We start from the raw sequence: 21,659 nt of genomic DNA, 5'->3' as shown, positions 1-21,659 counted from the left end.
CAGTCGATCAACGACGAACGGAGCCGGACGCCATGGGCGAGCAGCACGACGTGAAGTTCCCGCAGGAAGTCCTCGACGAGTACGCCGCCCTCGGTATCGACCTGCCCGCCCTGTTCTCCGCCGGACACCTCGGCACCCGTATGGGCGTGCAGATCCTGGAGGCGTCCGCCGACCGCGTCGTCGGCACCATGCCGGTGGAGGGCAACACCCAGCCCTACGGACTGCTGCACGGCGGCGCCTCCGCCGTCCTCGCCGAGACCCTGGGCTCCGTCGGCTCCATGCTGCACGGCGGCAGCTCCAAGATCGCGGTCGGCGTCGACCTGAACTGCACCCACCACCGCGGAGTCCGCTCCGGCCTGGTCACGGGCGTGGCCACGCCCGTCCACCGGGGGCGCTCGACGACGACGTACGAGATCGTCATCAGCGACGAGGGGGGACGGCGGGTGTGCAGCGCCCGCCTGACCTGCCTGCTGCGCGACGTGAACCCGGGCGAGGGCGACCCCGGCGGCCCCGGCAGCACTGGCAGCCCCTCCGCGGCCGGCTGAGCCGCGAAGCAGCCTTCCCCCGGCCATTGCCCCCGGACCCGGCCGGCCCTAGCTTCATGGCATGGCAGCGGGAGGAGCCCCCCGGCCGGGGGCACGGGCGCTCCGGTCCTGGCTCGGACCGGGGCACCGCGTCGCCGGCACCTCCGGCGAAGGGCCGTCGCGGTGAGCGGCGTCGGTCCGCTCGAACCGGGCGAGGGCACGCGCGCGTGGGACGCGCCCGGCCCCGACGACCCACCCCGCACCACCCCGGCGTACGGCCCCCTCGCACGGCTGTACCAGCGGCACCGCCGCGCCGTCCTCACGACCGCCGCGCTCATCCTCCTTCTCATGGGCGGCAGTTACCTCTACACCACCCGCGAGCACACCCCGCCGCCCGCGCCCTCTCCCACGCCCCCTCCCCCGCCCTATCCCTCCCAGGTCACCGACATCTCCTACCTGGACGCGGTGGCCACGCCGCCCCGCGACGCCGGGACCAGGAGCTTCAGTTTCGCGGTGCTGGTCAGCGTGCGATCCGGCCCGCCCGTGACCGTGACCCGCATCGGCCAGCCGTACGCGGGACTTTCCGTCACCTCCGAGCCCCGGCCCCCTTTCCGAACGAAGGCGGGATCCGCCCAAAAGGTTGTCATCACCATGCATATAAGGGAATGCGGGCAGGTTTCGGAGAACGCCGGACTGCCTTTCCTGGATGTGACACTGCGTAATACGCGAGCAATCCAAGTGCACAGTTTCATCCTCGGCCCGCGTTACGCGCAGGCCCTCTCCCGGGCCCTTCACGTAGCCTGCGGCAACGATTCCAGGTAATCACCAAAACGCCCGAGACTCCTGAACCCAACTCTCCGCGTCCTGCGGGTTCTTGGAATCCGGACCGGGCGAATCGGCCCGAATTCCGCTGTTCCACCCGTGCGGTACCGCTCCGCATTAGTCCGGGTGATAACAAGAACATCACAGCCTCGCCCAGACCCTCCTCCATGCTCCCCGCCCACGCCTAGAGTCACGGCCAGTCACGGCGCGGTCAGGAAAGACCTTCGGACCGACGCTCGACTCGGCCACTTCCAGGGGGGAGGGGCCGTGCCAGGGAAAGGACTGATCGTGCGTCAACGTTCGCTCATCGCCATTACCGCCGCGCTGGCAGCAGGAGCGCTCACCCTCACCGCCTGCGGCTCGCGGGGCGGAGACAAGGGCTCGGACTCCGGCAAGGGTGGCACCACCGTGATCATCGGCGTCGACGCCCCGCTGACCGGCGACCTGTCCGCAATGGGCCTCGGCATCAAGAACTCCGCCGACCTCGCCGCCAAGACGGCCAACAAGCAGAACTTCGTCAAGGGCATCACCTTCAAGATCGAGGCCCTCGACGACCAGGTCCAGCCCTCCGCGGGCCAGCAGAACGCCGTCAAGCTCGTCGCCAACAAGGACGTCCTCGGCGCCGTCGGCCCCCTCAACTCCTCCGTCTCCGAGTCCATGCAGAAGGTCTTCGACGACGCCAAGATGGTCCAGGTCTCCCCCGCCAACACCGGCCCCTCCCTCAGCCAGGGCCCCAACTGGCGGACCAAGAAGGTACGCCAGTACAAGGCGTACTTCCGCACCGCGACCACGGACGCCATCCAGGGCCCGTTCGCCGCCCAGTACGTCTACAACACCGCGAAGAAGACGAAGGTCTTCGTCATCGACGACAAGAAGACCTACGGTGCCGGCCTGGCCGGCACCTTCACGGAGGAGTTCAAGAAGCTCGGCGGCAAGGTCGTCGGCACCGAGCACATCAACCCCGACACCAAGGACTTCTCCGCCGTCGCCACCAAGGTCAAGAAGTCCGGCGCGGACATCGTCTACTACGGCGGCGAGTACCCGCAGGCCGGCCCGCTCAGCAAGCAGATCAAGGCCGCCGGCGCCAAGATCCCGCTCATCGGCGGCGACGGCATCAACGACCCCAAATTCATCGAGCTGGCCGGCCCCGACAGCACCGGCGACCTCGCCACCTCCGTCGGCACCCCGGTCGAGGAACTCGACTCCGCCAAGCAGTTCGTGGCCGACTACAAGACCGCCGGCTACAAGGAGGGGTACTCCGCCTACGGCGGCTACTCCTACGACTCCGCCTGGGCCATCATCGAGGCCGTCAAGAAGGTCGTCGAGGACAACGGCGGCAAGCTGCCCTCCGACGCCCGCGCCAAGGTCACCGAGGCCATGCAGAACGTCTCCTTCGACGGAGTGACCGGCAAGGTCTCCTTCGACGAGTTCGGTGACGCCACCAACAAGCAGCTCACCGTCTACGCCGTCAAGAACGGCGCCTGGGACTCGGTCCACTCCGGAACCTACACGGGCTGAGCCACAACCAGCACCGCTCAACCGTCGCGCGGGGCGCTGTTCCACTGGCGCCCCGCGCGCACGCGCATCCGGCCACAATCCGTCAAACATCCGAAGTCTCGGAGGACATGCGGTGAACGAACTGCCGCAGCAGCTGGTCAACGGCCTGCTACTGGGATCCATGTACGGGCTGGTCGCCATCGGCTACACAATGGTCTACGGCATCGTCCAGCTCATCAACTTCGCCCACGGCGAGATCTTCATGACCGGCGCCTTCGGCGCACTCTCGGTCTACCTGTGGGTACTTCCGAACGGCACGTCCATGTGGATCGCGCTGCCGCTCATGCTCCTCGGCGCCATCATCGTCGCCGTCCTCGTCGCCATCGGGGCGGAACGGCTCGCCTACCGTCCCCTGCGCGGCGGCCCACGCCTGGCGCCCCTGATCACCGCCATCGGCCTCTCCCTCGCCCTGCAGCAGGCGGTGTGGGCCTGGTACCCGGATGCCGCGTCCGCCCGCACCTTCCCACAGATCGCCGGAGGCCCCTTCGAGGTCGGCGGCGTCACCATACAGACCGGTGACATCTTCCTCTTCTGCGCCGCCCCCATCAGCATGGCCGTCCTCGGCTACTTCGTCATGAAGACCCGCACCGGACGCGGCATGCAGGCCACCGCCCAGGACCCCGACACCGCCAAGCTCATGGGCATCAACACCGACCGCATCATCGTGGTCGCCTTCGCCCTCGGTGCCGCCTTCGCCGCCGTCGGCGGCGTCGCCTACGGCCTCAAGTACGGCGAGATCCAATTCCGCATGGGCTTCATCCTCGGCCTCAAGGCCTTCACCGCGGCCGTCCTCGGCGGCATCGGCAACATCTACGGCGCCATGATCGGCGGACTCGTCCTCGGCGTCGCCGAAACCCTCGCCACCGCCTACATCTCCGACATCCCCGGCATGCACCAGTTCGGCAGCCAGTCCTGGGCCGACGTCTGGGCGTTCGTACTCCTCATCCTCGTGCTGCTGTTCCGGCCCCAGGGTCTGCTCGGCGAGCGCGTCGCGGACAGGGCGTGACACCGATGACCACACAAACCACAGCACCCGAAACCCCCAACGCCCCCACCGCCGACAGCAAGCCCACCGGCCTCATCCCCATACCGGCCCACATCGGCCGCGCCCTGGCCGCCGGCGGCGCCGTCCTCACCTTCATCTCCACCTTCCTCGCCTGGACCTGGACCTCCGACTTCCCCGGAGACCTCACCGTCAACGGCTACCCCGGCGGCCTCCAGGTCCTCGTCCTCATCGGCGGCGCCCTGACCGCCCTCTTCGCCCTGTCCTCCTACGGCGTCAAGGGCCTCGGCTGGCTCACCCCTTCCGGCGCCGACGCAGCCGTCAAACTCGCCGCCCTCGCCACATTCGCCACCGCCTGGTACACAGTGCTCGCCATCAGCGTCGAACTCGGCGGTGTGGTCAACCTCGAACCCGGCGGCTACATCGTCGCCGCCACCAGCCTCACCGCCCTCATCGGCGCCCTGGCCCTGCCCTTCGAACGCCCCGAACCCAACCCCACCGACCCCGACGACAGCGGCTGGGAACAGTTCAAGCACGAAGCGGCCCACTTCCGGGACACGCTCAAGGCGGTCTTCGCCACCGGCACCGCCCGCCCCGCCGGCAAGCTCCCGCCCTACGCCGAAATCCTCATCATCATCGCGGCCATGGCCATCGGCCTCACCGTCTTCACCTACGGCATCAGCACCCCGTACAGCGAGCTCTTCATCGGCTTCCTCATCACCGCCGGCTTCTGCTTCGCCGCCCTCTCCAAGGCCGGACTGGTGGGCCGCATCTCGGCGATCACCGCCAAGCACCGCAACATCACCATGATCGGCGCCTTCGTCGCAGCCGCCGCCTTCCCCTTCACCCAGTCCGACGACCAGTACGCGACCATCGGCGTCTACATCCTGATCTTCGCCACCGTCGCCCTCGGCCTGAACATCGTCGTCGGCCTCGCCGGCCTCCTCGACCTCGGCTACGTCGCCTTCCTCGGCGTCGGCGCCTACACCGCCGCCCTCGTCTCCGGCTCACCGGCCTCGCCCCTGCACGTCCACTTCCCGTTCTGGGCCTCGGCACTGCTCGGCGCCGTAGTCGCCATGGTCTTCGGCGTCCTCATCGGCGCCCCCACCCTGCGACTGCGCGGCGACTACCTCGCCATCGTCACCCTCGGCTTCGGAGAGATCTTCCGCATCACCGTCAACAACACCGACGGCACCTCAGGACCCAACGTCACCAACGGCTCCAACGGCATCTCCTCCATTCCCAACCTGAACATCCTCGGCTTCGACTTCGGCCAGGAACACACCTTCCTCGGGTTCACCATCGCCCGCTTCGCCAACTACTTCCTGCTGATGCTCCTCATCACGCTGGTCGTCGTCGTGGTCTTCCGGCGCAGCAGCGACTCACGCATCGGCCGCGCCTGGATCGCCATCCGCGAGGACGAGACCGCCGCCCGCGCCATGGGCATCAACGGCTTCCGCGTCAAACTCATCGCCTTCGCCCTCGGCGCCACCCTCGCCGGCCTCGCCGGCGCCGTCCAGGCCCACGTCACCTACACCGTGACTCCCGAGCAGTACCAGTTCGCCCATGCCATCCCACCCAACTCCGCCTTCCTCCTCGCCGCGGTCGTCCTCGGCGGCATGGGCACCATCAGCGGTCCACTCGTCGGCGCGGCCCTGCTCTACCTCATCCCCGCCAAGCTCCAATTCCTCGGCAACTACCAGCTCCTGGCCTTCGGGCTCGCACTCGTCCTGCTGATGCGCTTCCGCCCGGAAGGCCTCATCGCCAACCGGCGCCGCCAGCTCGAGTTCCACGAGGACACGGAAGCGCCCGCGGTCCTCAGCAAGGCAGGGGTCTGACCCATGACAACCGACACCACCACCAAGGGCACCACGCCCGACGCGACCACCCCCGGCGAGGCCATCCTCGACGCACGCGGCGTCACCATGCGCTTCGGCGGCCTCACTGCCGTACGCGGAGTCGACCTCACCGTGAACAGCGGCGAGATCGTCGGACTCATCGGCCCCAACGGCGCCGGCAAGACCACCTTCTTCAACTGCCTGACCGGCCTCTACGTCCCCACCGAGGGCGAGGTCCGCTACAAGGGCAAGGTCCTGCCGTCCAAGTCCTTCAAGGTCACCGCGGCCGGCATCGCCCGCACCTTCCAGAACATCCGCCTGTTCGCCAACATGACGGTCCTGGAGAACGTCCTCGTCGGCCGGCACACCCGCACCAAGGAAGGACTCTGGTCCGCCCTCCTGCGCGGCCCCGGCTTCCACAAGGCCGAAGCCGCCTCCCGCGCACGCGCCATGGAACTCCTCGAGTTCGTCGGCCTCGCCCACAAGGCCGACCACCTCTCGCGCAACCTGCCCTACGGCGAACAGCGCAAGCTCGAGATCGCCCGCGCGCTGGCCAGCGAACCCGGCCTGCTGCTCCTGGACGAGCCCACCGCCGGCATGAACCCGCAGGAGACCCGCGCCACCGAGGAACTGGTCTTCGCCATCCGGGACATGGGCATCGCCATCCTCGTCATCGAGCACGACATGCGGTTCATCATGAACCTCTGCGACCGCGTCGCCGTACTCGTCCAGGGCGAGAAGCTCGTCGAGGGCGACAGCGCCACCGTCCAGCGCGACGAACGCGTCGTCGCCGCCTACCTCGGCGAGCCCTTCGAGGGCGCACCCGGCGACGAGGAGGCCGCCGAGGTGGAGAGCGCCGAGGCCCAGGCGGAGGCCGAGGCGGAAACAGAGGCCGAGAGCGCCGAGACCCCGCAGGACGCCGCGCCCGGCAAGGAGAACGACCGATGACCGCACTGCTCGAAGTCGAGGACCTCCGCGTCGCCTACGGCAAGATCCAGGCCGTCAAGGGCATCTCCTTCACGGTCGAGGCCGGCCAGGTCGTCACCCTCATCGGCACCAACGGCGCCGGCAAGACCACCACCCTGCGCACCCTGTCCGGGCTGCTCAAGCCGGTCGGCGGGCAGATCAGGTTCAACGGCAGGTCGCTGAAGAAGGTCTCCGCCCACCAGATCGTCTCCCTCGGCCTCGCCCACTCCCCCGAGGGGCGGCACATCTTCCCGAGGATGACGATCGAGGACAACCTCCGGCTCGGCGCCTTCCTCCGCAAGGACAGGGACGGCATCGAGAAGGACATCCAGCGCGCCTACGACCTCTTCCCCATCCTGGGCGAACGCAGAAAGCAGGCCGCGGGCACCCTCTCCGGCGGCGAACAGCAAATGCTCGCCATGGGCCGGGCCCTGATGTGCCGGCCGAAACTGCTCATGCTCGACGAGCCCTCCATGGGCCTCTCCCCGATCATGATGCAGAAGATCATGGCGACCATCGCCGAGCTGAAGGCCCAGGGCACCACCATTCTGCTCGTCGAGCAGAACGCCCAGGCGGCACTCTCCCTGGCCGACCAGGGCCACGTCATGGAAGTCGGCAACATCGTCCTCTCCGGCACCGGCCAGGACCTGCTGCACGACGAATCGGTCCGCAAGGCGTACCTGGGCGAGGACTGAGAGAGGACGAGGGCCTGCGCCCCCCTCGGAGGGGGGCGCAGGCCCTCGTCCTCCCCGGCCCCACTCAGCCCTCATCGGGCTTGGGGGCGCCCTTCGCGGCCTTCTTCTCCTCGCTGTCCTGGATGACCGCCTCGGCGACCTGCTGCATGGACATACGGCGGTCCATCGAGGTCTTCTGGATCCAGCGGAACGCGGCCGGCTCGTTCAGCCCGTACTCCGTCTGCAGGATCGACTTGGCCCGGTCGACGAGCTTGCGGGTCTCCAGCCGCTGGGCGAGGTCCGCGACCTCCTTCTCCAGCTCCTTCAGCTCGGTGAACCGCGAGACGGCCATCTCGATCGCCGGAACGACGTCGCTCTTGCTGAACGGCTTCACGAGATACGCCATCGCACCGGCGTCCCGAGCCCGCTCGACCAGGTCACGCTGCGAGAACGCGGTGAGCATCAGCACCGGCGCGATCCGCTCCTCGGCGATCCTCTCGGCCGCCGAGATGCCGTCGAGCCTGGGCATCTTCACATCGAGGATCACCAGATCCGGCCGGTGCTCCCGGGCCAGCTCCACGGCCCGCTCCCCGTCCCCGGCCTCCCCGACGACCTGGTACCCCTCCTCCTCCAGCATCTCCTTGAGGTCCAGCCGGATCAGCGCCTCGTCCTCGGCGATGACGACGCGCGTCGTCAGCGGAGGCACGTGCGACTTGTCGTCGTCGGACACGTCTACGGGCTGGGGCGACTCGGCGGTCACGGGGGCGCTCCTTGTTCCGGGGGAGGCAGATACTGCTCTCAAGAGCCTACCGAGCTGCGGTAAGGTGGGGGCACGGCGGGTGACCGTCGATCTTCGTTTTGAAGGGGCCCCGGTAGCCCAGCGGTAGAGGCAATGGTCTCAAACACCATCCAGCGTCGGTTCGAATCCGACCCGGGGTACGTTCTTCCGATTTCAAGGTCACCGGTTTTGCTTGGGGGTGTCATCCTCCCCGATGTGGTGCACCCGGACCAGGTTGGTGGAGCCGGGCACGCCGGGGGGTGAGCCGGCTGTGATGACCACCACGTCGCCCTTCTCGCAGCGGCCGTGCCTCAGGAGCAGTTCATCGACCTGGTCGACCATCGCGTCGGTCGAGTCGACGCGCGGGCCCAGGAACGTTTCCACGCCCCAGGTCGCGCTGAGCTGGGAGCGGGTGGACGGTTCCGGGGTGAAGGCCAGGAGCGGGATCGGGGAGCGGTAGCGGGAGAGGCGGCGGGCCGTGTCGCCCGACTGGGTGAAGGCGACCAGGAATCTGGCGCCGAGGAAGTCGCCGATCTCCGCCGCGGCGCGGGCGACGGCGCCGCCCTGGGTGCGGGGCTTGTTGCGCTCGGTCAGGGGCGGCAGGCCCTTGGCGAGGATGTCGTCCTCGGCCGCCGTGACGATGCGGGCCATCGTCCGTACCGTCTGCACCGGGTACTTGCCCACACTGGTCTCGCCCGACAGCATCACCGCGTCCGTGCCGTCGATGACCGCGTTGGCCACGTCGGAGGCCTCCGCCCGGGTCGGGCGGGAGCTGTCGATCATCGAGTCGAGCATCTGGGTGGCGACGATCACCGGCTTGGCGTTGCGTTTGGCCAGTTTGATCGCGCGCTTCTGGACGATGGGCACCTGCTCCAGGGGCATTTCCACGCCCAGGTCGCCGCGGGCGACCATGATGCCGTCGAAGGCCGAGACGATGTCCTCCATGGCCTCCACCGCCTGGGGCTTCTCGATCTTGGCGATGACCGGGAGGCGGCGACCCTCGTCGTCCATGACGCGGTGGACGTCGAGGATGTCCCGGCCGCTGCGGACGAACGACAGGGCGACGACGTCGAAGCCGGTGTGCAGCGCCCAGCGCAGGTCGTCCTCGTCCTTCTTGGACAGGGCGGGGACGGAGACGGCGACTCCGGGCAGGTTCAGGCCCTTGTGATCGGAGATCACTCCGCCTTCGATCACCCTGGTGCGGACCCGGGGGCCGTCGACCGCGGTCACCTCCAGGCCGACCCTGCCGTCGTCGACGAGGATGCGTTCGCCGGGGGTGACGTCCTCGGCGAGGCCGGCGTGGGTGGTGCCGCAGATGTGGCGGTCGCCCTCGACGCCCTCTTCCACGGTGATGGTGAAGGTGTCGCCGCGTTCGAGGAGTACGGGTCCTTCGCGGAAACGGCCGAGCCGGATCTTCGGGCCCTGGAGGTCGGCGAGTATTCCGACGCTGCGGCCGGTCTCGTCGGCGGCCTTGCGTACGTGCCGGTAGCGCTCCTCGTGCTCGGCGTGGTCGCCGTGGCTGAGGTTGAGTCGGGCGACGTCCATTCCGGCGTCGACCAGGGCTTTGATCTGGTCGTACGTGTCGGTGGCGGGCCCGAGAGTACAGACGATCTTTGCTCGGCGCATGATGTGAGCCTAGGCCTTACCAGTCGGTAGCGATGTGGTGCGACGTGACTGCTCAACAACCTTTGGGCAAAGGGACATTGACAACTTCTGAACTGTGCGGGGCGGTGCTCTGACTACAGTTTGGGCGGTGCCATCGTGAATCGCGCGTTGAGTTGCGCGTACACGTGCTGCCGTTCCGGCTCCAGGTCCAGGGGCGCGGCCTCGTCCTGCGGGACGGGTGCGCCGTAGGCCGCCCTCGTCCGCATGCTGCCCGGGGCCTGCGGCATGGGCCGGGCGTTCTCCGCGCCGATGTCGGCGATTTCGACGAGGGCGGCGAGCGTGGTGCCGAGCGCCTCGGCGTACTCCCTGGCCCGCTGGACGGCCTCGCGTACGGCCTGCTGCCGTGCCTGCCGGTGGGCCGGCGAGTCGGGGCGCAGTGCCCACCAGGGTCCGTCCACCCGGGTGAGTTCCAAGTCGGCCAGTCGGGTGGTGAGTTCGCCCAGGGCGGTGAAGTCGGAGAGCTCCGCGGTGAGGTGGACGGTGCCGTGATAGGTGCGGACGCGTTCGCCGCGGCCGTGCCGGGTGAGTTCCGGGGTGATGGAGAAGGCGCCGGTCTCCAGGCGTTCGACCGCCTGGCCGTAGGACTTGACGAGGTCGATGACGCCGGCGTTGCGCCGGGTGAGGTCGTCGAGGGCGGAACGGCGGTCCTTGCCGCGGGCGGTGACGGTGATGCCGATGCGGGCGATCTCGGGGTCGACTTCGAGGTGGGCCTCGCCTCGGACGGCGATGCGGGGTGCGTCAGGGGTGCCGTGGGGGACGGCGGGGCCGGATTCGGGTGCGGAGGCTGACGTCATACGCCCCACTCTGTCACCGTTGCCCGGTCCCCCGCCCCCCGCCGGTCACCAGATCGCAACCTCCCGGGGGTGTTGCGGCGCGCCGCGGACCGCCAGAATCTACGCGCGTCATTGACCCCTTCACCAGGAGACCCAGCCATGCCGCTGAACCGCCGGAAGTTCCTGACGAGATCCGCCGCGACCGGGGCGGGGGTGGCGCTGGCCGGCGCGGCGGCTCCGGCGGCCGGGGCCGCGCCGGTCACGGGCCCCGCGGCGGCCGGGAAGTCCCGGAAGCCGGGCAAGCGCTACTCGCTCACCGTCATGGGCACCACCGACCTGCACGGGCACGTCTTCAACTGGGACTACTTCAAGGACGGGGAGTACACCGACGCGGCCGGCAACGCCCAGGGCCTGGCCCGGATCTCCACGCTGGTGAACCAGGTCCGCAAGGAGAAGGGCCGCGAGAACACACTGCTGCTGGACGCCGGCGACACCATCCAGGGCACCCCGCTGACGTACTACTACGCGAAGGTGGACCCGATCACCGCCAAGGGCGGCCCGGTGCACCCGATGGCCAAGGCCATGAACGCCATCGGGTACGACGCGGTGGCGCTCGGCAACCACGAGTTCAACTACGGCATCGAGACGCTGCGCCGGTTCGAGCAGCAGTGCGACTTCCCACTGCTGGGCGCGAACGCGGTGGACCACAGGACCCAGAAGCCGGCCTTCCCGCCGTACTTCGTCAAGAAGTTCCACAAGCCGGGTGTCCCGCCGGTGACGGTCGCCGTGCTGGGTCTGACCAACCCGGGCATCGCGATCTGGGACAAGGCCTATGTCCAGGGCAAGTTGGACTTCCCGGGGCTGGAGGAGCAGGCCGCGAAGTGGGTGCCGAAGCTGCGGTCGATGGGCGCGGACGTGGTCGTCGTCTCGGCGCACTCGGGTACGTCCGGCAAGTCGTCGTACGGTGATCAGCTGCCGTGGGTGGAGGACGCCGCCGCGAACGTCGCCCGGCAGGTGCCGGGTATCGACGCGATCCTGGTGGGTCACGCGCACCAGGAGATCCCGGAGCTGAGGGTCACCAACGAGAAGACGGGCAGGACGGTCGTGCTCTCGGAGCCGCTGTGCTACGCCGAGCGGCTGACCCTCTTCGACATCGAGCTGGTGTTCGCCAAGGGCCGGTGGGAGGTGGAGTCGGTCTCCGCCTCGCTGCGCAACTCCAACACGGTCGCCGACGACCCGAAGATCACCAAGCTGCTGGCGGGCGAGCACGCGAAGGTCGTGAAGTACGTCAACCAGGTGGTCGGCCGGGCGACTCAGAGCCTGACGACGGTGGACGCCCGCTACAAGGACGCCCCGATCATCGACCTGATCACCAAGGTGCAGGAGGACGTGGTGAAGGCCGCGCTGGCGGGCACGCAGTACGCCGCGCTGCCCGTCATCGCGCAGGCCTCCCCCTTCTCGCGGACCTCCGAGATCCCGGCCGGCGAGGTGACGATCCGGGACCTGTCCAGCCTGTACGTGTACGACAACACACTGGTCGCCAAGCTGATGACGGGCGCCCAGATGCGGGCGTACCTGGAGTACTCGGCGGAGTACTTCGTGCAGACGCCCGCCGGTGCGCCGGTCGACGTGGACAGGCTGACGAACGCGAACAACCGCCCGGACTACAACTACGACTACGTGTCGGGGCTCCGGTACGACATCGACATCGCCCAGCCGGCCGGTTCGCGGATCAGGAACCTGACGTACGACGGTGCCGCGCTGGACGACGCGCAGCAGTTCGTGATGGCGGTGAACAACTACCGGGCCAACGGCGGCGGCGCGTTCCCGCACGTGGCCTCGGCGCAGGAGCTGTGGTCGGAGTCGACGGAGATCCGTACGCGGATCGCGGAGTGGGTGACGGCGAAGGGCGTACTGGACCCGAAGGACTTCGCGTCGGTGGACTGGAAGCTGACGCGTAACGGCACGCCGGTGTTCTGACCGGCTCCCCGCGCGGGGACTTGAAGGCGCGGCCTCAGATTCCGTCCGCCAGGAGAGCCTTGATCCGGCGGGTGGGCGGGATCTGGGGCTGCTTCTGTTCCAGGCCGAAGGTGGTGAAGGCGGTGCGGGCGGGCAGCGGGTACGCCTGTGTCCCGGTCACCGAGTTGAGGATGGTGGCGCTGCGCCAGGCGGCGAGACCCAGGTCGGGGGCGCCGACGCCGTGGGTGTGGCGTTCGGCGTTCTGCACGTGGATGTGGCAGCCGGTGGCGGTGATGGACGTGTCCAGGGCGAGGCGGAACTGCTCGTCGACGCGCGGGCGTTCCTTGCTGTCGCGGTGCAGGTAGGGCTCGAGGGCGGTCAGCAGGGGGGCGAGGGGGCGTTCGCGGTAGCCGGTGGCGAGGACGACCGCGTCGGTGGTGAGGCGGGTGCGGGTGCCCTGCTGGACGTGTTCGACGTGGAGTTCGATCTGTGAGGTGGCGAGGCGGCCGGCGGTGCGGACGCGGACGCCGGGGGTGAGGACGGCGTCGGGCCAGCCGCCGTCGAGGGTGCGGCGGTAGAGCTCGTCGTGGATGGCGGCGAGGGTGTCGGCGTCGATGCCCTTGTGGAGTTGCCACTGTGCGGCGACGAGCCGGTCGCGCACGGGTTCGGCCAGCGCGTGGAAGTAGCGGGTGTAGTCGGGGGTGAAGTGCTCCAGGCCCAGCTTGGAGTACTCCATCGGGGCGAAGGCCTCGGTGCGGCCGATCCAGCGCAGCCGTTCGCCGCCGGCGGGGCGGTGGCGCAGCAGGTCGAGGAAGACCTCGGCGCCGGACTGTCCGGAGCCGACGACGGTGATGTGGCCGGCCGCGAGGAGGGTGTCGCGGTGCCTCAGGTAGTCGGCGGCGTGGACGACGGGGACGCCGGGGGCGTCGGCGAGGGGTCTGAGCGGGGCGGGTACGTGGGGTTCGGTGCCGATGCCGAGGACGACGTTGCGGGTGTGGGCGCGGCCGAGGGCCTCGGCTTCGCCATCGGCGCCGAGCTGGGTGAAGTCGACCTCGAACACGTGGAGTTCGGGGTTCCAGCGGACGGCGTCGACCTGGTGGCCGTAGTGCAGTGCGGGCAGGTTCTCGGAGACCCAGCGGCAGTAGGCGTCGTATTCGGCGCGCTGGATGTGGAAGCGTTCGGCGAAGTAGAAGGGGAAGAGTCTGCCGCGGGTTCTCAGGTAGTTGAGGAAGGACCAGTCGCTGGTGGGGTCGGCGAGGGTGACGAGGTCGGCGAGGAACGGCACTTGGACGCGGGCGCCGTCGAGGAGCAGGCCGGGGTGCCAGTGGAAGCGGGGGCGCTGTTCGTAGAAGGCGGTGCGGAGCCCGGTGAGGGGGTGGGCGAGGGCGGCCAGGGAGAGGTTGAAAGGGCCGATGCCGATGCCGACCAGGTCGTAGGGGGCGTGGGGGGTGGGGTGCGGCTGGTTCATCCGGGGATGCTTCCTTCCACCAGTTTGAGCAGGGCGGCCAGGTCTTCGGGCCGGGTGTCGGGGTTGAGGAGGGTGGCCTTGAGCCAGAGCCGGTCGTCGAGGCGGGCGCGGCCGAGGACGGCACGGCCCTCGGTGAGGAGTCCGCGGCGTACGGCGGCGACGGTGTCGTCGGTGGCGCCGGCGGGCCGGAACAGGACGGTGCTGATGGTGGGCCGGTCGTGGAGCTCGAAGCCGGGGTGGTCGTGGATGAGGTCGGCGAACTCGCGGGCGCGGGCGCAGACCTGGTCGACGAGGGCGCCGAGGCCGCTGCGGCCGAGGGCCTTGAGGGTGACGGCGATCTTGAGGATGTCGGGGCGGCGGGTGGTGCGCAGGGAGCGGCCGAGGAGGTCGGGCAGGCCGGCCTCGGTGTCGTCGTCGGCGTTGAGGTAGTCGGCGCGCTGGTGCAGGACGGCGAGGTCGCGGGGGCGGCGGACGGCGAGGAGTCCGGCGGCGACCGGCTGCCAGCCGAGTTTGTGCAGGTCGAGCGTGACGGTGTGGGCTGCTTCGAGCCCGGTGAGCTTGTCGCGGTGGCGTTCGCTGAACAGCAGTCCCCCGCCGTGGGCGGCGTCGATGTGCAGGCGGGCGCCGTGGGCGGCGCACAGTCCGGCGATCTCGGGGAGGGGGTCGATGAGGCCGGCGTCGGTGGTGCCTGCGGTGGCGGCTACGACGAGGGAGCCGCGGGGACCGGTGAGGTGGGTGAGGGCGCTGTGCAGGGCGGCGAGGTCGATGGTGCCGGTGGGGGCGGGCACGATCACGGGTTCGGGCAGGCCGAGCAGCCAGGCGGCGCGGGGCAGGGAGTGGTGGGCGTTGGCGCCGCAGACCAGGCGGATGCCGCCGCCGTAGGTCTCGCGGGCGAGCAGCAGGGCGAGTTGGTTGGACTCGGTGCCGCCGGTGGTGACGACGGAGTCGGCGAGACCGGTCTCATGGGCGAGCGCGCGGGTGACGAGGGCTTCGAGTTCGGAGGCGGCGGGAGCCTGGTCCCAGGAGTCCAGGGAGGGGTTGAGGGCACTGGCGGCGAGGTCGGCGGCGGTGGCGACGGCGAGCGGCGGGCAGTGCAGGTGGGCGGCGCACAGCGGGTCGGCGGGGTCGGCGGCGCCTTCGGCGAGGGCGTGCACGAGGGTGCGCAGGGCGTCCGGGGCGCCGTGCTCGGGCAGGACATCTCCCACGGCGTCGCGGACCCGGGCGGCGACCGCCTCGGGCCCGCCCGCGGGCAGCGGCCCACCGCGGGCACGCCGGCCGCTGTCGAGGGCGTCGAGCACGGTGTGGACCAGGGGCCGCAGGGTGCGAGGGCCGTCGGGGCCGGAGGCGAGGCGGGCGGGGTCGCCGGGGGGCGGGGTGCTCATGGGACTGTCCTCCGGGTCGCGGGGGCAGGGGCTACCAGCTTGTACGCAGTAAAGCCCGACGCGCCCGAAAGCACGACGATCAGAACCCGAAAGTGGGTACGGGGCCCTGCCGGGCGTGGGCGGCGGGGTGCTCACGGGTCACCCGTCCGGGTGTGACGCCGCCTGCCGTACCGCCCGCTCACCGGGATCCGCCCGCCGGCCGGCGGCCTCGGCACCGACCGGCGACGGCTCCGGTGGGGCCTCGCGTCAGGGCCGGAAGTCGGCCCTGTGGTCCTGGGCCCACTGGGCGAAGGTGCGGGCCGGGGTGCCGGTGATTTTCTCCACCGTGTGGGTGATCTCCGGGGGGACGCCGAGCGTGGACTCGAAGGTTTTCAGCAGGGCCTGGAGCATCTGGGGCGGCAGGTGCGGGTAGAGCTCGGGGCCGGCCTGGTCCGGCGGGATCTCGACGAAGGCGAGTTCGCGGCCGAGGGCGCGGCCGATCGCGGCGACCTGTTCGGCGTTGGTGGTGGGCTCGGGTCCGGTGAGGCGATGGGCGGCGCCCTCGTGGCCGTCGTCGAGGAGGGCGCGTTCGGCCACGGCGGCGATGTCGTCCTCGTGGACGGGCGCGGTGACGGCGTCGGCGAAGACGCCGCGGACGGTGTTCCCGGAGCGGATCTGCGGCGCCCACTGCAGGGCGTTGGTGGCGAACGCGCCCGGCCGCAGGAAGGTCCACGCCAGTCCGCTGTCGCGGATCTGCCGCTCGGCGCGGGCGTGCATGACGTGGATCGGGTGGGTCTCGTCGGCGCCCTCGCGGATGATCGCGGAGGAGAGCAGGACGACGTGCCGTACGCCGGCCTCGCGGGCCGCCCGCAGCAGGGCGGTGGTCCGCTCGCCGCCGGCCTGGACGTACAGGAAGAGTTTGGTCGCGCCCGCGAACAGGGCGGCCGGGTCGTCCGTCTGGAACCGTACGACCTCGGCGCCTTCGGGCAGCGCGGCCCGCCGCGGGTCGCGGGTCAGCGCCCGTACGGGCCGGCCGGCGGCGACGAGGCGTTCGACGAGGGCGCGGCCGACGTTGCCGGTCGCACCGGTCACTGCGATCACGGGTCTGCCTCCGGGAAGCTCGGGCTGGTCGTCCCTGACCTCTGGAAGCCTAGGAGGGGACGACCGGCCCGTGCGGGATCACCGGCGGCGACCGGCCGTGTTCTACGCCTCCCGGACCCGTAGCGCGCGGGCCAGGTCGTCGAGCTGGTCGACGAGTTTGCGGCGCAGCGCCGGGGTCGGGGTGGCGTCGCGCAGGCAGGCCTCGCCCAGGCGGAGGTGGTCGGCGTCGACGGCGTGGGCGGGGAAGGCCCAGTGGCCGGCGGCCTCGGCGATGGCGGGGCCGCGGCGGGCGGCGAGGGCGACGGCGTCCTGGTAGAAGCGGGGGACGTAGTCCCGCAGGAGGTCGGCCTGTTCGGGCTGCCAGAAGCCCTGGGCGGTGGCGGTGAACAGGTAGTTGGACAGGTCGGTGCGCTCGTCGGTGGCGAACATCGACTCCCAGGCCGCCTGCTTGGCCCCGGCGTCGGGCAGTGCGGCACGGCAGCGGGCGGCGCCCTCCTGGCCGGTGGCGGACGGGTCGCGCTCCAGCTCGGCGGCGATGGCGGCCTCGTCGGCGGCGCCGAGGACGGCGAGCCGGGCGAGGACGCGCCAGCGCAGCTCGGGGTCGAGTTCGGGGCCGCCGGGTACGGTGCCGTCGGCGAGCCAGGCGGCGATGGTGTCGGGCTGGGTGGCGACGTCGATGAAGTGGCGTACGGCGGTCAGGCGCAGGCCCGGGTTGTCGCCGTCCTCGGTGCGTCGGATGAGGTCGCGGCACAGGGAGCCGAGGCCGGCCAGGGCGGCGGGCCGCTGCTCGGGGTGGACGTACCGGTCGGCGATCCGCGTGGTGGCGAAGGCCAGGACGCCCTGGACGAGGGCGAGGTCGGTCTCCTCGGGCAGGTGGGCGGCGGCGGTCGCCAGGTAGTCGGCGGGGGCGAGTTCGCCGTCGCGGACCATGTCGCGCAGCGTGTTCCACACCACCGCGCGGGTGAGTGCGCCGGGGATGCCGGACAGGCCGCGCAGGGCGGTCTCCAGGGAGGTCTCGTCCAGGCGGATCTTGGCGTAGGTGAGGTCGAGGTCGTTGGGCACGACGAGGGCGGGGCGGGTGCCGGAGCGGGGTTGTGCGGCGCCGTCGCGGGGGACGTCGGTCTCGTAGCGCTCCCGTACGACCAGGGTGCGGCCGTCGCTGAGGTCGCGGTCGTAGACGCCGACGGTGACCCGGTGCGGGCGGCTGCCGTCGCGGTCGAGGGCGAGGGTCCACTCGCCGGGGCGGGCGTCGACGGACGCGGTGAGCGTGTCGACGCCGGTGGTGCGCAGCCAGGCGTCGGCCCAGGCGTGGACGTCGCGGTCGGTGGCGGAGGCGAGGGAGTCGATGAAGTCGGCGAGGGTGGCGTTGGCGAACCGGTGGCGTTCGAAGTGGGTGTTGATGCCGGCCAGGAAGTCCTTCTCGCCGAGCCAGGCGACCAGTTGGCGCAGGGCGGAGGCGCCCTTGGCGTAGGAGATGCCGTCGAAGTTGAGCAGGGCGGAGGCGGTGTCCTCGACGGCCTCGGGGGCGACGGGGTGGGTGGAGGGCCGCTGGTCGGCGTCGTAGCCCCAGGACTTGCGGGCGACGCCGAAGTCGGTCCAGGTGTCGGTGAAGCGGGTGGCCTCGGCGATGGTCTGGTAGCCCATGTACTCGGCGAAGGACTCGTTCAGCCAGATGTCGTCCCACCACTTGAGGGTGACGAGGTCGCCGAACCACATGTGGGCCATCTCGTGGGCGATGACCATGGCGCGGGTCTGCCGCTCGGTGTCGGTGACGGCGGAGCGGTAGACGAACTCGTCGCGGAAGGTGACCAGGCCGGGGTTCTCCATGGCGCCGGCGTTGAACTCGGGGACGAACGCCTGGTCGTAGGAGTCGAAGGGGTACGGCTCGTCGAACTTCTCGTGGTAGCGGTCGAAGCACGCGCGCGTGACGTCGAGGATCTCCTCGGCGTCGGCGTCGAGGTGGGGGGCGAGGGAGCGGCGGCAGTGGATGCCGAAGGGCAGGCCGCGGTGCTCGGTGCGCACCGAGTGCCAGGGGCCGGCGGCGACGGCGACGAGGTAGGTGGAGATCAGCGGGGTGGGGGCGGCCTTCCACACGCCGTCGCCGGTGTGCTCGGTGACGCCGTTGGCGAGGACGGTCCATCCCTCGGGGGCTTTGACGGAGAGCTCGAAGACGGCCTTGAGGTCGGGCTGGTCGAAAGCGGCGAAGACGCGCTGGACGTCCTCCATGAACAGCTGTGTGTAGACGTAGGTCTCGCCGTCGGTGGGGTCGGTGAAGCGGTGCATGCCCTCGCCGGTGCGGGAGTAGCGCATGGCGGCGTCGACGCGCAGTTCGTGCTCGCCGGGGGTGAGGTTCTTCAGCGGCAGACGGTTCTCGGTGAGGTCCTGCGGGTCGAGGGGCTGTCCGTCGAGGGCGACGGAGCGCAGGTCGGCGGGCTTGAGCTCGACGAACGTGTCCGTGACGTCCTGACCGGCCCGTACGGTGAACCGGATGACGGTCACGGAGTCGAAGGTGTCGTCCCCGCCGGTCAGGTCGAGGCCGACGGTGTAGTGGTGGACGTCGAGGAGCTGGGCACGGGTCTGCGCTTCGTCGCGCGTGAGTACGGACATGGACGCCATGCTGCCCGATGGCACCGGCAGGGCACGAGGGCGTTTCGCCGACAGCCGTACGGCGTTCGCGCACGCCGGTGCGCCCGGCACGGCGTGTGCGGGACGTGGGGGTCAGGTGGCGTCGGCGGGCCTTTCGATGCCGCTGTCCTCGGCGATGCGCTCGTGGTGACGGATCACCTCGGCGACGATGAAGTTCAGGAACTTCTCGGCGAACGCCGGATCCAGTTTGGCGTTCTCCGCCAGGGCCCGCAGCCGCTCGATCTGCCGCGCCTCACGGGCCGGGTCGGCGGGCGGCAACTGGTGGGCGGCCTTCAGGTGCCCGACCTGCTGGGTCGCCTTGAACCGCTCGGCGAGCATGTGGACGACGGCCGCGTCGATGTTGTCGATGCTGTCCCGCAACCGCGCGAGTTCCGCACGCACAGCGGGGTCGACGTCACCGGTACCGGTACTGCTGGTGCTCATGGACGACAACCCTACGGGGTGAGCGACTGTTCGATCATGTCCGCCCGGCAGGCACGAAAGGTTGGTGGGCGCGCATAGAGTGAGAAGGAGTCCCGGGCGTCCTTGGGGGTACGACGTGGCGAACGACGGACCGGTCGAGCACGGGTATCCGCATCTGGAGACGGTGCGGGCCGCGATCACCGCGCTGTACAGGCGGTTGTCGTACGGCACCATTCAGACGTTCGCGACCAGTGTGGCGCCGGCCGATGTGGCCTTCTGCGACACCGACGACCTGCATCTGGGCGCTCAGCGCGTGGCGCGGGAGCTGGTGCGGCACTACCGGCTGCCGGACGCGCGGCTGGTCGTCAGCTTCCGGGAGATGACGCACGCGGCGAACGTCGAGCTGACGGCGGGCCCCGAGTACTTCGTCGAGCTGAACGACCGCTTCCGCACCCACCGCCGGGACATCGGCGCGGCCCTGGCGCACGAGGTGATGCACGTCTATCTGCACCGCCTGGACCTGTACTTCCCCGGCACCCGGGAGAACGAGATCCTCACCGACACGGCGGCGACCTATCTGGGCGCGGGCTGGCTGCTGCTGGACGCCTTCCGGGAGCACGGCGAGTCCTCGCAGAAGCTCGGCTACCTCACGCCGGAGGAGTTCGGCTACGTCCTGGCCAAGCGCGCACTTGTCTTCGGCGAGGACCCCTCGACCTGGTTCACCAGCCCGCAGGGTTACGAGGCGTACGTCAAGGGCATGGCCCAGGCCCGCCGCGACGGGCAGCAGCCGCCGCTGACGGCCGCCGGCTGGGCGGGCCGGCGCCGCTACGCCCGCGACCGGCGCCACGCCCAGGATCACGGCCCGGTGTCGCTCACCCAGCCGACGGCCCCCTACTCCTTCACGTCCGCCGGGCCGGAGCCGCTGCGGGTCTCCTTCTCCTGCCCCACCTGCCATCAGCGCATCCGCGTGCCGGTACGGGGCCGGGTGCGGGCGCGGTGCGCACTGTGCCGGACGGTGCTGGAGTGCGACACGTAGGACCGGGCACGGATCAGCCCGTCCCTCCGGCGTGAAGGATCACAGCCCCCGCCTTTCGCTCCTGTCCCAACGGTTCGCTATTTTGTTCGCTGCCGAACTGTCTGAGGGGCGGTCTGATCGGGGCTGATCAGGGCCGTAGAGGTGTCTGTCATGAAACGTCCCGGAATACTGCTGCTCATGGCCGCCCCGGCCGTCGCGCTGGCGGTCCTGCTCGCCGCCAACCCCCAGGACTCGGAGCCGTCCACGGAAACAGGGAAGCACACGTCGGTCTCCCACGAGTCCCGCAAGGACGCCAAGGCGCGGGCCGAGCAGTCGCAGGAGGAGGCCGAGGACGACGACGTGATCGCCGACGCCCCGCCGGGTCTCGCCGCGCCCGCGAAGCAGGAGCTGGCCCATCGGCTAGTGGCGAGCGCCGTGCACTCCACGCTCGACTGGCGCACCACCTACGGCTCCATCGAGGACTTCGGCGACGGCCAGGGCTACACCGCCGGCATCATCGGCTTCTGCACCGGCACCCAGGACCTGCTCACCCTGGTCGAGCGCTACACCGAGGACCACCCGGACAACGGCCTCGCCCCGTACCTGCCCGCGCTGCGCAAGGTCAACGGCACGGACTCCCACGAGGGTCTGGACCCCGGCTTCACCGCGGCCTGGAAGGCGGAGTCGGAGCTGCCGGCCTTCCGCAAGGCTCAGGAGGCGGAGCGGGACCGCTCCTACTTCCGCCCCGCCGTCCGCCTCGCCAAGCTGGACGGCCTGAGCACGCTGGGCCAGTTCATCTACTACGACGCGATGGTCTTCCACGGCCCCGGCGTCGACCCGGACAGCTTCTACGGCCTGCGCGAGCGTGTCCTGAAGCAGGCCGGCACCCCGGCCATGGGCGGGAGCGAGAAGGCGTACCTCGACATCTTCCTGAAGATCCACCGCGAGGCCATGCAGGACAAGAGGCCCGACGTCGGCACCGACCGCATCGACGCGGCCCAGCGGCAGTTCCTGAACGACGGGAACATGGATCTGAGGACGCCGCTGGTGTGGACGATGTACGGGAAGACGTACCGGGTGGAGTAGGCGTCGCCGGCGTCCCGGGCG

Annotated in this window: 18 protein-coding genes and 1 tRNA gene; 11 read left to right on the top strand and 8 right to left on the bottom strand. The window is 70.4% G+C overall.

Annotation, left to right across the window (positions count from 1 at the left end):
- The first annotated feature begins 32 nt into the window (after positions 1 to 32).
- From ACX25U_RS27185 to ACX25U_RS27155, 7 genes are all read left to right on the top strand, one after another.
- Positions 33 to 545: a hotdog fold thioesterase gene (locus ACX25U_RS27185; protein ID WP_454383809.1), complete on the top strand. Its 513-nt coding sequence runs from the start codon at positions 33 to 35 to the stop codon at positions 543 to 545.
- Between the two features lie 162 nt (positions 546 to 707).
- On the top strand, positions 708 to 1,346 hold the full coding sequence (locus ACX25U_RS27180; RefSeq protein ID WP_454383808.1) for a Tat pathway signal sequence domain protein: 639 nt from the start codon (positions 708 to 710) through the stop codon (positions 1,344 to 1,346).
- A gap of 288 nt (positions 1,347 to 1,634) precedes the next feature.
- Positions 1,635 to 2,864, top strand: a complete 1,230-nt coding sequence (locus tag ACX25U_RS27175; protein WP_454383807.1) for a branched-chain amino acid ABC transporter substrate-binding protein — start codon at positions 1,635 to 1,637, stop codon at positions 2,862 to 2,864.
- A 112-nt stretch (positions 2,865 to 2,976) separates the two neighbouring features.
- The gene (locus ACX25U_RS27170; RefSeq protein ID WP_454383806.1) at positions 2,977 to 3,909 is read left to right on the top strand and encodes a branched-chain amino acid ABC transporter permease; all 933 of its coding nucleotides are present in this window, start codon (positions 2,977 to 2,979) and stop codon (positions 3,907 to 3,909) included.
- A 5-nt stretch (positions 3,910 to 3,914) separates the two neighbouring features.
- Positions 3,915 to 5,744 (top strand): branched-chain amino acid ABC transporter permease, encoded by a 1,830-nt coding sequence (locus tag ACX25U_RS27165; RefSeq protein ID WP_454383805.1) that lies wholly within the window; start codon positions 3,915 to 3,917, stop codon positions 5,742 to 5,744.
- A 3-nt stretch (positions 5,745 to 5,747) separates the two neighbouring features.
- Positions 5,748 to 6,692 (top strand): ABC transporter ATP-binding protein, encoded by a 945-nt coding sequence (locus tag ACX25U_RS27160; protein WP_454383804.1) that lies wholly within the window; start codon positions 5,748 to 5,750, stop codon positions 6,690 to 6,692.
- Complete coding sequence (locus ACX25U_RS27155) at positions 6,689 to 7,405, top strand: ABC transporter ATP-binding protein (protein ID WP_454383803.1); 717 nt, start codon at positions 6,689 to 6,691, stop codon at positions 7,403 to 7,405. The genes ACX25U_RS27160 and ACX25U_RS27155 overlap by 4 nt, the downstream gene beginning before the upstream one ends.
- A gap of 64 nt (positions 7,406 to 7,469) precedes the next feature.
- Here the strand turns inward: ACX25U_RS27155 and ACX25U_RS27150 are convergent, their stop codons facing one another.
- Positions 7,470 to 8,144 carry an ANTAR domain-containing response regulator gene (locus ACX25U_RS27150; RefSeq protein ID WP_454383802.1) on the bottom strand — a complete coding sequence of 225 codons (675 nt, stop codon included), beginning with the start codon at positions 8,142 to 8,144 and terminating at the stop codon, positions 7,470 to 7,472.
- A 106-nt stretch (positions 8,145 to 8,250) separates the two neighbouring features.
- Here ACX25U_RS27150 and ACX25U_RS27145 point away from each other — a divergent pair.
- Positions 8,251 to 8,323: transfer RNA gene (locus tag ACX25U_RS27145), tRNA-Leu, on the top strand.
- A 19-nt stretch (positions 8,324 to 8,342) separates the two neighbouring features.
- Here ACX25U_RS27145 and pyk read toward each other — a convergent pair.
- Entirely contained in the window at positions 8,343 to 9,788 is a 1,446-nt protein-coding gene (gene pyk / locus ACX25U_RS27140; RefSeq protein WP_454383801.1) for a pyruvate kinase, read from the bottom strand.
- A 113-nt stretch (positions 9,789 to 9,901) separates the two neighbouring features.
- On the bottom strand, positions 9,902 to 10,621 hold the full coding sequence (locus ACX25U_RS27135; RefSeq protein WP_454383800.1) for an SIMPL domain-containing protein: 720 nt from the start codon (positions 10,619 to 10,621) through the stop codon (positions 9,902 to 9,904).
- 138 nt (positions 10,622 to 10,759) lie between these two features.
- Here ACX25U_RS27135 and ACX25U_RS27130 point away from each other — a divergent pair, with 138 nt between their 5' ends.
- Positions 10,760 to 12,580, top strand: a complete 1,821-nt coding sequence (locus tag ACX25U_RS27130; RefSeq protein ID WP_454383799.1) for a bifunctional metallophosphatase/5'-nucleotidase — start codon at positions 10,760 to 10,762, stop codon at positions 12,578 to 12,580.
- 34 nt (positions 12,581 to 12,614) lie between these two features.
- On the opposite strand, the gene ACX25U_RS27125 is transcribed toward ACX25U_RS27130, so the two are convergent.
- The 5 genes from ACX25U_RS27125 to ACX25U_RS27105 all read right to left on the bottom strand — a co-directional run bounded on the left by ACX25U_RS27125 (position 12,615) and on the right by ACX25U_RS27105 (position 19,558).
- Positions 12,615 to 14,027 (bottom strand): lysine N(6)-hydroxylase/L-ornithine N(5)-oxygenase family protein, encoded by a 1,413-nt coding sequence (locus ACX25U_RS27125; RefSeq protein WP_454383798.1) that lies wholly within the window; start codon positions 14,025 to 14,027, stop codon positions 12,615 to 12,617.
- Positions 14,024 to 15,409 (bottom strand): pyridoxal phosphate-dependent decarboxylase family protein, encoded by a 1,386-nt coding sequence (locus tag ACX25U_RS27120; protein WP_454383797.1) that lies wholly within the window; start codon positions 15,407 to 15,409, stop codon positions 14,024 to 14,026. Before ACX25U_RS27120 ends, ACX25U_RS27125 begins: the two co-directional genes overlap by 4 nt.
- 246 nt (positions 15,410 to 15,655) lie before the next feature.
- Positions 15,656 to 16,489: an NAD(P)H-binding protein gene (locus ACX25U_RS27115; protein WP_454383796.1), complete on the bottom strand. Its 834-nt coding sequence runs from the start codon at positions 16,487 to 16,489 to the stop codon at positions 15,656 to 15,658.
- A gap of 102 nt (positions 16,490 to 16,591) precedes the next feature.
- Positions 16,592 to 19,105, bottom strand: coding sequence for an aminopeptidase N (gene pepN, locus ACX25U_RS27110; RefSeq protein WP_454383795.1), 2,514 nt, complete (start codon positions 19,103 to 19,105; stop codon positions 16,592 to 16,594).
- Between the two features lie 102 nt (positions 19,106 to 19,207).
- On the bottom strand, positions 19,208 to 19,558 hold the full coding sequence (locus ACX25U_RS27105; RefSeq protein ID WP_454383794.1) for a chorismate mutase: 351 nt from the start codon (positions 19,556 to 19,558) through the stop codon (positions 19,208 to 19,210).
- A 115-nt stretch (positions 19,559 to 19,673) separates the two neighbouring features.
- Between ACX25U_RS27105 and ACX25U_RS27100 the strand changes: the two genes are divergently transcribed.
- Positions 19,674 to 20,573: a hypothetical protein gene (locus tag ACX25U_RS27100; protein WP_454383793.1), complete on the top strand. Its 900-nt coding sequence runs from the start codon at positions 19,674 to 19,676 to the stop codon at positions 20,571 to 20,573.
- A gap of 150 nt (positions 20,574 to 20,723) precedes the next feature.
- Complete coding sequence (locus ACX25U_RS27095; RefSeq protein ID WP_454383792.1) at positions 20,724 to 21,638, top strand: chitosanase; 915 nt, start codon at positions 20,724 to 20,726, stop codon at positions 21,636 to 21,638.
- Positions 21,639 to 21,659: the final 21 nt, after the last annotated feature.

It is taken from the genome of Streptomyces sp. JNUCC 63, assembly GCF_054366325.1.
This window is presented reverse-complemented; position numbering and strand designations above follow the sequence as displayed.